Source organism: Jeotgalibacillus salarius (assembly GCF_004405125.1).
Classification (GTDB): Bacteria; Bacillota; Bacilli; order Bacillales; family Jeotgalibacillaceae; genus Jeotgalibacillus; species Jeotgalibacillus salarius.
In genome coordinates this window covers 347,057-360,268 of the sequence record NZ_SORX01000001.1, presented here as the reverse complement: position 1 = coordinate 360,268, position 13,212 = coordinate 347,057, and the positions used below count along the sequence as shown (strand labels likewise).

Below are 13,212 nucleotides of genomic sequence, written 5' to 3'. Positions count from 1 at the left end.
GCATATCAAGATAGCAGTGCTATCAAATGTACAGGATAGGGACACAGTAGTTGCACCTGTTTCTGGGAAGTGCAGAACGTGTTACTTAACCTCTGTTCCCAATACCACATCTAAGCTATTATTTCTTTATAACCAAATATGATTTAAAAATAATCTTTTATGCCCTTATTTGCCTGAAGAACTTGAAGTTCATGTTAAATTTGCAGATGGCAGCAGATTGAAATTTGAGCTTGAAGATGATGAGCAGGATGAGGAAGACGAAGATGACGATAATGATGATGATGATCAGGAAGATGACGACCAAGAAGATAAAGATGATGAGTAATTAATTCAATCATAGTCTGAATATACCATCACCGAAAAACCTGCTGAACGTACAGCAGGTTTTTTACGTGTTGTTTATTCAATTCTTCAATAGGTACTCCGATATAAAGACTAACAACTTAGAATGTACAAATGGAGGAATGATTGTTGAAACATATATATTCATTCTTATTGCTGCTTATTCCATTTATGTTTATTGAGACTGAGGCTTTTGGAAAGCAGTTAGAAGGAGAATTTTTGATTGAATTTGAAAGTGATGAAGGAAGACAGCTGATTAGTGAAGCGGGCGGCAAGATTATTACTTACTATGAGAATTTTAATCTCGCAGAAGTAAGGCTTTCTGTCACAGCTTATGAGACACTGCGTCAGTCAGAAATGATCAGACACATAGAAAGAAATATTGAGATTTCACTGGATGAACAGTTTGTGGAATGGGGGCCTCTGATGATACAGGCACCTGCATTATGGGATTCTGAACTTACGGGTAAAGGAATTAAAATTGGAATCATTGACTCAGGGATTGCACCGCATAATGATTTGAAGGTTGCCGGCGGTGCGTCTTTTGTGGATTATACATCATCATATATTGATGACAATGGACATGGTACACATGTTGCTGGAATCGCTTCCGCACTGGATAATCAGAGTGGGATTAAAGGTATTGCTTCAGGTGCGGAAGTTTATGCATTAAAGGCATTTGATCATACAGGCACGGGCACGCTCGCCAGTATGATTGCTGCACTGGACTGGGCAATAAGAAATGATCTGGATATCGTAAATATGAGTCTGGGCTCAGAGTACGATTCTTTTGCTGCCCGCAGAGCCATGCAGCAGGCAGAAGCTGCCGGAGTGCTGATGATTGCTTCTTCAGGTAACAATGGGCAGGAAGCGGGGCACCGTGTCTCCTTTCCTGCTGCCTATCCTGAAACGATTGCTGTAGGAGCGGTGGACCGATACCGCAATTACGCCAACTTTTCATCTAGAGGAACAGCCGTGGACCTGGTCGCACCAGGAACAGACATCGGCAGCACTTACCTAAATCAGCGGTATGTGAGAATGAGTGGCACCTCCATGGCAGCACCTTATGTAACAGGTGCAGCAGCCTTATTAATGGAGAAATATCCACTAGCTGACTCCAAATGGATAAAAGATCAACTGCTGAAAGCCACTGTTGATCTTGGGTTGAAGGGCCGTGACATCTATTACGGAGAAGGACTTTTACAGCTTCAAAAACTGGCACAGCTTACACCGCCCAATCAGGTAAAGGACATCGAAGGACCTTCAGAGATGGAAGGTTTTGTAGGTGATAAGCAACAACTGAATGCAATTGCTCTATTAGAAAATGGGGGGATTACTGACCTTGTTACGAATGGCGAGGCAGTGTGGAGATCTTCTAATGAAGAGGTTGCAGAAGTTACGGGTGCCGAGGTTTATTTTAAACGGACTGGTGAAGCTGAAATCACGGTGACTTATCAGGATAAAACTCATAGGATTTCCTTAAGGGTAATACCTTTATTAAGTGTTGAAGGGTCATTAAATGGGACGATCGGTGAGAAATTGATGCCTAAAATTATTGTTCAGATGGCAGTTGGCGGCGCCAGGATTCTAAACCCGGATGAAGGGAAAAGGACTTCAAGTAATGATCAGGGCTTGAGTATAAATGAGGATGGGAGTCTCTTACTGATTCGTGCTGGAGAATACGAACTGAATATTACATTCATGGGTAGTCAACTGACGGTTCCGATTCAGGTTGAAGGCGAAGTTACAGCCGATACTATTATCCAGGGTGAACAGGGGGAAATCTATCAGCCTGAGATACGCTATTACATCGCAAAAGATCAGTTTGAAAACGTCACTTTAGAAGAAGTGAATGCGGAGATTCAGGATCCATACATCGCGACGATTAGAGATGGAATCATTCAATTCCACCAGCAGGGCAGGACCTCGCTGGAATTCACTTATGAAGGGATCAGTGTATCCATTCCCATTATCGTGGATGAGTTAAAAGTTGAAGAGCCAGTTGTTGAAACGTCTTCGACAGATTTTAAAGACGTCTCCGCCGATTACTGGGCAAGTAATCAGATCATGTCTTTGGTGTCTGAGGATATTATTAAGGGCTACAGCGACAACACTTTCCGTCCTGAGCAGCCAATTAAGCGTAGTCACGTAGCACTGCTTTTGTCACGGATTACAGATCTGCCGGCAATTCAGGATCCTTCGGTTTATCAGGATGTACCGGAGTCTTATCTTTACAATGCTGAAATTATGAGCATGCAGCAGGCAGGTATCTTTGCAAAAACAACTAATTTCCAACCGGAAGCACCTCTGACAAGAGCGCAAATGGCGAAAATTCTTGTCCTGAGCTTTGGGTTAGAGGGGAAAACTGATCCGGGATTTGAAGATATTCCTTCAGACCATTGGGCAACGGATTATATACAAGTGCTTTATCATAATGGCGTTACAACGGGGTCAAATGGTCATTTCAGACCGAACGACCCTGTGACGAGAGCTCAGTATGCGGTGTTTTTAGCCAGGGTGCTGGAGTGAGGAGTAAAACCCGTTCTTCATTATAGAAGAGCGGGATTTTTATATGTAAAAATATTGTTAAATAAATAGTATTAAATGCATAGTTCAAATGATATTGCGGGGAATGGATGTTAAAGATTTGACTGCACCAAATCTAAATTTTCATGACATGAGTCCTGGTGGCTATGGGTATGATAAGGTAGCCAATGCAGTTGAATTAGATATTATTAATGGAAGTAACGGCTATTTTAAACCATGGGAAACAGTAACTCGAGCACAGATGGCTGCAATTCTTTCACGGGCTTATGATTTAGAAGGAAATACGAATTCAAATTTTACAGATGTTAATGAAAATCATTGGGCTTACTCCAATATTCAAGCTTTAGTAGCTAATAAAATTACTACTGGTTACAGTGACCAAACTTTTAGACCAAATGCTTTTATACAAAGACAGCACTTTTCTTTATTTTTAGAAAGAAACTTCAATGATTTCTTCAAGCCGGGATCACCTGGCCCGAGTCCAGATCCTGATCCAGAGCCGGAACAAAAAGTTAATTTCGTAGGGACGATTAAGGATGATAAAGGTGAATTGATTTCAGGAGCTGAAATACAACTATACGATGAAAACAATGACATTGTCGCTGAAGCTATCACAATCGGCAATGGAGAGTTTATAATTTTAGTGGAATCAGGCGAATATTCTTTGTCAGTCACACATGAAAACTATGAAGCATATGAATTACAGGAGCTGACGGTTAACGCTGATGCAGAAAATGAAGTGAACATTACTTTACAATCCACACAGGTTAGTTTCGAATATTTAGAGCTCAATCAGCCCTATGTATCAGGCGATAATGGGATGACTGTCGAATTGAATAGCCTTGAAAAGATAGATCAAGGTGGTTTTTACGAATATATATTTAACTATACAGAAACCAATCATACTAAAGATGTTATTCCTCAAGGTGCGTTTAAATTATATTTCCAGAATGAAGAACCTGTTCCTCAGTACGGTTTCTTCAACGACTTATATCCTGGAGAATCAGCCACTAGAGAATATAGATTTAAAGTATTGAAATCATCAGAACCGTATTGTCTTGAGTATGGTGGAAATTTATTCTTCAAAGAAGAGCCGACTGCAGAAATATTGAAATGGGAGATTTCGTGATGATCTTTGGGGAACGCTTTGCTATAGTCACATAGGTAGAACATTAATTATTGAATCCATATAAAAAGCGAAGCTCCTAAATATATCAGGCGCTTCGCTTTTGTTATGCCAGCTGTATAGTTGTGATGCAGGTAGCGTCAGCTTCGTACATGGAGATTTGTGATTCTGTGCTCTTGCTGTCGTGTTCAATTGTGACATTATACATTTTGTCACGCGGGAGCCAGAGGTCGATAAATCCGTTCTCATAAGTTGTCATTTCTTCGTCGATGATGACGTTTCCTTCTTCATCTTCTATATAAACTTTAAATGTTTCTTCAACCATTTCACCCTGTCAGCCTGTCAGGCTATGGAATGTGTATGGGTGCGTTTGGTTTTCGTAAGGCGAAATTGACACGAAAAAGTCTTCGTTTGAAATGTTATAAACATTTTTACTCTCGTCTTTCTCATTTACAATTAAATTTTTCCCATTAATAGAAGCCTACTCAGCACTGAGCTCACGCGTACTGAATTCCTCAACTAAACTTTTGATATCAAGTTCTTCATTCACCGAGCTGCTACTATCAATGTTGCAACGAGCGAGCACAACTGACACGAGCAGCAAAATAAACATTGACCACTTCTTCATGAGCTGTCACACCCTAAATGTAAAATTCTTATACCCCATTAGAGTATCTATTTTGTAAATGAAAGCGATATAAGAAAAATGACATAAAATGTTCAGAGGTCAAATTTTTTTAACCATAAAAAGGTAACTGTGAGATAATGAAGACTACATATTAAAAAAAGGGGGTTTAAAAGTGGTTCGGATTCGCTTCACTAAAATGTTATTATTTATACTGATTATCAGTATTTTATGCGCGTGCAATAATGGCATCGAGGTAGAAGAGCCGATAGACTATTCAATCCTGACCTCTGAAAAGACCGCGCCAGAAAATTTCAGGTATATCGAAGTGTCTGAAACAAATGGGCTAAGTTCAAATATGTCTGCTGAAATTGTACAATCTGAAGCTGAGCTGGATGAAGCCTGGGCGCGTTATTCTTTTGAAGAAGAACAACCAGCTATTCTATTCGAGGAACAATCGGTTTTATTGCTTACTAACTTCGAATCCAGCAGTTGCGAAAAAGAGATTGGTGCCATAGGAAAAGCTCCAGATACTAACAATATCGAAATTCATTTTCCAGTGATTGAAAAAGCCTGTACTGATGATGCATCCCCAAGAGCATTTGCACTCGCAATAGATAACACAATCATTGAAGAAGCCCAAAATATTGCTGTGATCGAGGGGAATTGGGAGGTTATCATTAAGATTAGTCACTAAGGAGAGCGAGGCACAAAGTATGGGGGCTGACCCCAGTCTTCGCAGAAAGGAGTACTACATATGAATTCAATCACACTCGAAAAATGGAGCGACGTAGTTTTGCCAATACCTGCAAGGTACAGAGCGGTAATCACCCGTGATCATAAGATTCTTTTTCACGAAACGGATATGACTCCTTTTATCAATCAGGATCAAAGAACGTTTCGGGAGGATTTTATGATGTACCAGTTTGATGGGGACAATATTATTTCTATTGTGATAAAAGATATGCCGTTTCCACCAACTCATTTTGATACATTTACAGATGGTACGTTATTACTCGCCTCTGCAAGGTGTGTGCGGACAGATGACTGGATACAGAAAAATGCAGGACGGTATAGTCTGGATGGTGAATGTCTGTATAAATTTGTGTTAGGTGACGGCATTTCTGCAGTTGCGATTGATGACGAAGATACGATTTGGGCAGGCTATTATGAGGAAGGGGTATATGGGAATTATGGATGGGATGAGCCGATTGGTTCGTCAGGTCTGGTTGCTTTTTCATCAAAAGGAGAAGTTCTTTTCCGTCCACATCTACCCATGATCAATGAGTTATATTACCTTAATATACAGAAAGCGAATAGTATCTTCGCTTACTACTCACTATTTTCTGCAATCATTCATCTAGACCATTTTGGACGAGTTCAGCATAGCGAGATTGAAGAGGTGATGGAAGTTGGACCTATAACAATTATTAATGAATCCCTCATAACTTATGATTATCATTCCAAATTGCTGTGGTCATTAAAAAAGCAGGAGGGTGTCTATAAGAAAGACAAAGCATTCGCTTTAAAAGATCAGGAAGGAAACGACCTGTATAGTGAAGAATCAGCAATCAGGATACGTGGTAATTGGCTGTTTGTCTTGAATGACTCCGGAATCTATAGAGTAGAGTTGACGATGAGAATGCTTGAAGAGTAGAGCGAAGGCGAGGGTCAGATCCTCGCCTTCGGTTTACCAGCATCTGGAGAACAAGCAACATACACCTTCAATTTTTAACACTCGAAGTAATTTAATAAATTATTAAGATGGTAATAGGAAATATGCTCTTATCATGGGAGTACTTTCTGGAAATCAATTAAGTCGTAGCTAAAATAATAAACATTAAGAAATGACTATTAAACTAGGTTATCCCTAGCATTTCAGTGAACCCATTTAAAAAATATCATGATTGTAATATAATTGTATAATAGTGAAATGTTATCAGCATCAATTATCTTGTTTAGTGAGAGCTATCTTATAGAGGCTCTTTTTTTATGTGCATTGTGGGGACGGAGGTCAGAGTGACATGAAATGTACACTGCAGGGACAGAGTTACACATGAAATGCCTAGAGTAGTGGTTTTGAACCTGTCCCCGGTGAGTACATTTTGTGACTATTTAACCTCCGTCCCCAGCATGCACACGAGCATTGCGCATTAACCACCTAATTACCAATAATCAAAAGGAGGCAACAATATGAAAAAACTATTTATTTCTACAGTCACAGCTAGCCTATTACTAAGTGCACCACTCTCAGCTGATGCTGCGTTCAGTGATGTCAGTATGTATGAGGATGAGATTGATTTCCTGACTGGTGAGGGGATTATTAAGGGTTATGATAATGGCACTTTTCGTCCTGGAAATGCGCTGAACAGGCTGCAGGCGGTGCAGATGATTTTGCGTGAGATGGGGATTGAGGATATTCAGGAGAATGAAGTGCTGGATCCTGGTTTTACGGATCTTCGTCCTGGGAATTATGGTTATAATGAAGTTGCGAAGGCTGTTGAGTTAGGCTTTATTGGAGGCAAAACAGCTGAGAATGGAACGCGCTTTTTTGATGCATATGGTACGCTGACGCGTGCGCAGATGGCGAAGATTATGGCTGAGGGCTATGATCTTTCGTCTGGAAAAGATTACTCGTTTAGTGATGTGGCAAGTGGTCACTGGGCGAATGACCATATCAGCAGGATTGCGAATGCTGGGGTGACGACTGGTTATCAGGACGGTTCTTTTAAGCCGGAAAATAAGCTTCAGCGTCAGCACTTTGCGTTGTTTATGGCAAGACTATTAAATGAATCGTTTCGTGATCATAGCGGGTCTGGACAGATTGGGGAATTAGGCGAGATTGCAGTGACGTTCCTTGACGTTGGCCAGGGAGACGCGATTTTGATTGAGCATACGAATGGCGAAGTAACGCTTGTGGGTGCGGGCCGTTATGGTTCAGTAACTGAAGCGGCATTGCAGGCTGAAGGTGTGACGCGGATTGATACGCTCATTATTACACATCCGGATGCAGACCATGTTGGCGGTGCTGCTGATGTGATTCGTAACTATGATGTGAAAGAAGTATTTGACAGCGGTCAGGTACATACGACACAGGTATTTGAAGATTACTTAGATGCGATTGAAGACACGGGCGTTTTTTACAGTGATGTAAGAGTGGGTGATGAGCTTTCAGATGATGAGCGCACTGATCTGGCTGCGATCGCAGTTGACCCTGAAGCAAGTGACATGAATGAGGGTTCGATCGTGCTTAAGCTGACACATGGTGAGATGGACTTTATGCTGACTGGCGATGCTGGCATAGAAGTTGAAGAAGAGCTGATTGCAACCGGTGTGGAGCTTGAATCAGAAGTGTTGAAAGTTTCGCATCATGGTTCAAATACTGGTACATCTGTTGCGTTTTTAGCGGCAGTTGATCCTGACTATGCTGTCCTTTCATTTGGTGATAATCCTTATGGACACCCGCATGATGAGGTCGTGCAGCGCCTTGCTGAGTACCCGACAGACATTTACGCAACAGAAGATGGATCGGTCATTTTTACAAGTAACGGTGACGCACTGACTGTTGAAAATGGTAAGCAGTACACAGCGCCTGATCAACCTCAGGATCCGGATCCAATGCCTGGAGATGATGGTCAGCTGTCAGATAAGCTTCGTATTACTGGTAAAAATCTGGACACAGAAGTTGTGACTGTTAAAAATGAAGGAACGATAGACGTGAGCATGAAGGACTGGAAACTGGTCAGTGTTGAAGGTAATCAGACTTACACATTTCCCGATGATTATGTATTAACAGCTGGTGCAAGCGTTCAAATTGTTTCTGGAAATGGCGCATCTGCAGGGACAGACCGCCTTCTTTGGACAGGGTCATACATTTGGAACAATGACGGTGATGCTGCTCAGCTCGTTGATCCGGAAGGAAACATCGTATATCAGCTCGACTAAGGAGGGCTCACATGCGAAATGGTATTTACACAGTAGATTCGATTGAAAACGGCCTGGTCAGACTGCTTTGGCAGGAAGATGAAACAGTTGAAGAATACATTGCTGAAGATAAATTCAGTCATGAGATTTCTGAAGGGATGCTGATTGATGTAAAAATGGCATCCCAAAAAGTATTCATCAGTAAACCTAAACATGAGCTGACGAAATCCAGACGTGATGAGATGAAAGAGAAAATGGACCGTTTGAAAAAGAGGTAAGTTGGTACGGCCGGGAGCTTGAAAGTACAGCTTCCGGTCGCTTTTATTGAAGTATTAAAGGGAAAAATTTCTTGATTTAAGGGTAGAATATGCTATGATAAATTCAACTTCAAACCTTCTTTGTAAGCCTTCTCAAAAACCTTCATTTGAAACTGTGACTCATTTCACCCATTTACACGATCTGATGATTGACAGATGAACACTATATAATTCCATAAGGAGGAACACACACTGCTGAAAAAATTACTACTATTAAAATGTGCAGTTTTTTTAATATGCTTATATTCGATCCTCTGGCCAATACAGATTGCTATATCTGAGCAAAACATTCCGCACGAAAACCTTCATTCTGAAAACACTGCATGTGCCCCACTAAAGCAACTACTTTCAGACATTTCATTTACTGACATCGATACCCACTGGGCGAGAGAATTCATAGAAAAACTGACTGCAAAACAGATCATACTTGGCAAGCCCAACAATACATTCGCCCCGGATGAAAAAATCACCCGAGCACAATTCACAGCAATGGTCTCAAGGGCCCTTAACCTCAAACCAATTCATTCCAACTATTTTTACGATGTTTACGGCAATTTTGAATACGAAATCAGCGCGGCCTATGAAGCTGGTATTATTAGAGGAATCTCTCAGAGGAAATTCGCTCCACACCGTGCCATCACCCGGGAACAAATGGCCGTCATCCTGCACCGCGCCTACAACCTCCTTCACAAAACTGACTACCAAACATTTATCACAGCCCCCTACAAAGACCACCGCCAAATTCATTTCAAAAAAGAAGTCAATGGCATTTATGAACTTGGTATTATGACAGGAACTCATGAAGGAGCATTCAGACCGAAAAAAAATTCTACACGTGCGCAGGCTGCGAAGGTGGTTTGGCTGCTTGTCGCGGGTGTGCACTGTGGGGACGGAGGTTAAAGTGTCACGAAATGTGCAGTAGAGGGACAGAGTTAATGGGGGGTGCTGGGCAGTCATCATGCGTAGAGTTCATAATAGTTGACATAACATCCAAAAATAAAAAATATTCCCTTTTTGATTACATTTAAGTTACTTTTATGTTACATTATCATTACAAAAGATTGAAAGGGGATATTATGAAAAAATTAATAATGACAGTATTGGCTTTGTTACTGGTGCTTCCGATTTTGCCTTCAAAGGCAGCAGGTTTTTCTGATGTTGATTTATATGAGGATGAGATTTCATGGTTGGCCGAGCGCGGGGTGATTAAGGGATATCCTGATGGGACTTTTAGGCCTGAGGAACCGATCAATCGTTTAAATGCAATTCAATTAATTCTAAGAGATATTGGTTTTACAGAGGAGCAGATTATTAAATACAGTGCGAAAGATCCTGGTTTTACAGATTTGCGCAAAGGAATGTATGGGTACCAGGAGGCGTTAATTGCTCATTCGCTTGGATTTATCAGCGGGAACAAGAATGAAAATGGTGAACTGGTTTTTAATGCTGGTGCTCCGATTAATAGAAGTCAGATTGCGAAAGTATTGAAGAATGCGTATGTCATCCAAGCTGGTGGAATGGGAGAGCCAGTGACATTTAAAGATACTGAGAATCTCAATCGTGATCTTCAGAGTAATGTCGCAACACTCGCATTAGCAGAAATTACGACTGGTTATCAAGATGGCACATTCAGACCTTTCGAGAATACTTCAAGACAGCATTTTGCAGTATTTATGAAAAGAACATTTGACTACATAGATCATCCGCTGATTAAAACACAGGTGCATTTCTTTGGAGATGATGAAGGAAATGCAGCAGTGATTGAGTTTGTAGGGGAATCTGTGGCGCTGGTTGATGCAGGACTTGGTGCTGCTGAACTTGATGAACAGCTTACAACGCTTGGCCTGACTACTATTGAAACGTTTATCGCAACTGAACTTTCTGGTGAAACTCTAAATGGAGTTACTAAAGATCTTTTTGAAAAATATAATGTGCAGCGGGCAGTCGATGCGAGCGATGTAACTGGCACTGCCTATACTGAACTGCTTGAAGAACTTGATATTGAACGTGTGAGAGCAGTCTATGACGAGCCGCTGGTAGGGAGTAACGAAACTTCCAATTTATTTGTTGAACACATGAAGGATAACATGATGGTGCTAGACCTTGGTAATGGTACAGTTTCTATTATGTTGGCAAATTCTGCAACAACTGAAATGTATAACGAGGCTGCTGATTTTTACTTCCCATTTGATGTCATGCAGGCTTCAAGAAAAGTAAAAGTGAGTGACAGTACCCTAAACCGGATTGACCCGGCACATGCCATCCTGCCATCAAACTATCCGGTTGAGTTCTTCAGACACCTGAACCGTAACGATGTGTATGTATACTCTCCACAGGATCAATATATAACAACTTTGTCTATGACAGATGGCTACTATTTTTTTGAACAGCACGCATTAAATGTGGTTGAGTAATAAGAAATTGAATAAGTTTTAGAGCGGGTGGAGCTGAGGCTTTGCCCGTTTTTTCTTTAGAAAGAGTTGACAATTCAGTGTTTGTGGACAGAGATCGCATTTAAAATAGGTTGTTAACTCCGTCACCGCATCTGCTACCTAACGCTTGGGCGTTATGTTATAAATACCTCTTTAGTGGTAAAGATACATTAGTGGGAAAAAAAGCCTGCAAAAACAAGGGGGACAATATGTATAAAATTATTCTCAGCTCATTGACTCTATTAATTATGCTAGCCGGTGCGAATCATGATCGCGCGAGTGCACAGACTTTCTCGGACGTTTCTACGGAATTCTGGGCCGCGGATGAAATAAGTTATCTAAGTGACATGGACATTATTAATGGTTATGAAGATGGTTCGTTCCGTCCAAATCAATATTTATCAAAGTATCAGGCAGCGCTGATGTTTGCGAGAGCGTTGGAGCTTGATCCCTGGAGAGTTAATGATCCCCAGTTTACTGATGTACCTCAGGACTTTAATGGTTTTTTTGAAATTGCAAGGCTTGTTGAACTTGGAATCATTGAAAGAACCGAAGAAATTGAAGAGTTTAAACCATTTTCGCAGCTTCCCAGATATGAAATGGCACAATATCTGACAAGAGCCTTCGAGCTTAATGGAGAATATTTAGGAGAAATTAAGGACATTACTGATGAGCAAATGTTATATGTCGGTCCTCTGGCATCTAAAGGGATCACATCAATCAATACGGATGATCCAAGATTTAAACCTGAAAACGGTGTCACCCGAGCTCAATTTTCAGTATTTATGGCAAGAGTATTTGAAGAGAAATATAGACTAGCATTTCCAACCGCTGAAATATTTGTGCCTGAAGCAGACTTTTTTATGCCTGAAGAAGAAGTAACTAAAGCTTTGGCTAACGTTGAAATATTAAATGAAGTTGAAAACTTTAGCGAGAAGAGTCTTACTTTTTTATATGAGCATGATCGTTTTGTAGAGCCGGTTGAAATGACTATGTTATTTGTAAAAAATAATCTGGTTTCGATCTCATTTATTAATCAGTCAGGTTCTCCTTTTGAAAAACGTTGGAGCCAGGAAACCGTTGAATGGCTGGAAACGATATTTAATCAAACGGCAATTGTGGATGAGGAAACAGCAACAGTGATGGCAGGAGATATAGCGTATCAGGTAAGTGAAGAACAGGTGCGAGTCAACATTGATTACTCAGTTGATACTTTACCAAACAAAGACCTGGATTACATAAGGGGAGGATCTGACTGGGATGTATTTAAAGAATATGTATTTGGACCTAACCCACCGCCAGCATATTATGAGGAGTTTGGTGAGTATGTGAAGTATAGAGAAAACGTTGTCCATGTTCATTTAGACTCGGATCAGGTAGAGTACCTGGCCCAATTCGGGGAGTATTACAATTCGGAAGTTTACCCTGACATTGAAGAGGAGATCGTTATATATTTCTATGACACAAGTGTAAAAGCAGCAAAAGAAGAAGGGTATCACGCCTATTACAGAAATGGTTTCGTATATTATGGAGAAGAATTAAAACAAGTTAGGGAACCGTCAGAGCTCAATAATGACTGGAGAGAAATATCACTAACTGATTTAGAAGCTGAAAATTATTTAGATTTTGGCCAGAGTTTATATTATGAAGGATCCTGGAATCTGTTCACAAGAGCTTATATCCCGCACTTTTCAGACGAAGTGCAACTGGCAAGGCAAACACTTTATGTGCTAGAAAAAGATGGTGAAGACACTGAAATTTTTTACTTTTTGAGAATAGCTGATCGATCGAGTGATAATTATTTTGCTTATTATAGGGACGGAAAGTTGTTTATTAGGCAGTGAGTAGGGATGTACAGTGTGGGGACGGAGGTTAAAGTGTCATGAGATGACACTTTAA

General features: G+C 40.7%; 10 protein-coding genes and 1 pseudogene. 9 read left to right on the top strand and 2 right to left on the bottom strand.

What is annotated here, in order from left to right; translation table 11 throughout:
* The first annotated feature begins 471 nt into the window (after window positions 1-471).
* Both E2626_RS01575 and E2626_RS01570 read left to right on the top strand, forming a co-directional pair.
* Complete coding sequence (locus E2626_RS01575; protein ID WP_134378943.1) at window positions 472-2,871, top strand: S8 family serine peptidase; 2,400 nt, start codon at window positions 472-474, stop codon at window positions 2,869-2,871.
* Between the two features lie 118 nt (window positions 2,872-2,989).
* Complete coding sequence (locus E2626_RS01570; RefSeq protein ID WP_166786698.1) at window positions 2,990-4,018, top strand: S-layer homology domain-containing protein; 1,029 nt, start codon at window positions 2,990-2,992, stop codon at window positions 4,016-4,018.
* 103 nt (window positions 4,019-4,121) lie between these two features.
* Here E2626_RS01570 and E2626_RS17515 read toward each other — a convergent pair.
* Window positions 4,122-4,490: pseudogene (locus E2626_RS17515) on the bottom strand (CueP family metal-binding protein).
* A 6-nt stretch (window positions 4,491-4,496) separates the two neighbouring features.
* Window positions 4,497-4,643, bottom strand: coding sequence for a hypothetical protein (locus tag E2626_RS17100; protein WP_166786697.1), 147 nt, complete (start codon window positions 4,641-4,643; stop codon window positions 4,497-4,499).
* A gap of 172 nt (window positions 4,644-4,815) precedes the next feature.
* Here E2626_RS17100 and E2626_RS01560 point away from each other — a divergent pair, with 172 nt between their 5' ends.
* The 7 genes from E2626_RS01560 to E2626_RS01525 all read left to right on the top strand — a co-directional run bounded on the left by E2626_RS01560 (window position 4,816) and on the right by E2626_RS01525 (window position 13,157).
* Window positions 4,816-5,337 carry a hypothetical protein gene (locus tag E2626_RS01560; RefSeq protein WP_134378937.1) on the top strand — a complete coding sequence of 174 codons (522 nt, stop codon included), beginning with the start codon at window positions 4,816-4,818 and terminating at the stop codon, window positions 5,335-5,337.
* Window positions 5,338-5,397: 60 nt separating this feature from the next.
* Entirely contained in the window at window positions 5,398-6,297 is a 900-nt protein-coding gene (locus E2626_RS01555; protein WP_134378935.1) for a hypothetical protein, read from the top strand.
* A gap of 536 nt (window positions 6,298-6,833) precedes the next feature.
* Entirely contained in the window at window positions 6,834-8,585 is a 1,752-nt protein-coding gene (locus E2626_RS01550; RefSeq protein WP_134378933.1) for an S-layer homology domain-containing protein, read from the top strand.
* A gap of 11 nt (window positions 8,586-8,596) precedes the next feature.
* Complete coding sequence (locus E2626_RS01545) at window positions 8,597-8,842, top strand: DUF3006 family protein (protein WP_134378931.1); 246 nt, start codon at window positions 8,597-8,599, stop codon at window positions 8,840-8,842.
* Window positions 8,843-9,073: 231 nt separating this feature from the next.
* Window positions 9,074-9,781, top strand: coding sequence for an S-layer homology domain-containing protein (locus E2626_RS17520; RefSeq protein ID WP_424955110.1), 708 nt, complete (start codon window positions 9,074-9,076; stop codon window positions 9,779-9,781).
* A gap of 176 nt (window positions 9,782-9,957) precedes the next feature.
* A complete protein-coding gene (locus tag E2626_RS01530) occupies window positions 9,958-11,295 on the top strand; it encodes an S-layer homology domain-containing protein (protein ID WP_166786696.1) in 1,338 nt (445 codons plus the stop codon).
* A 227-nt stretch (window positions 11,296-11,522) separates the two neighbouring features.
* The gene (locus E2626_RS01525) at window positions 11,523-13,157 is read left to right on the top strand and encodes an S-layer homology domain-containing protein (RefSeq protein WP_134378925.1); all 1,635 of its coding nucleotides are present in this window, start codon (window positions 11,523-11,525) and stop codon (window positions 13,155-13,157) included.
* The last annotated feature ends 55 nt before the right edge of the window (window positions 13,158-13,212 follow it).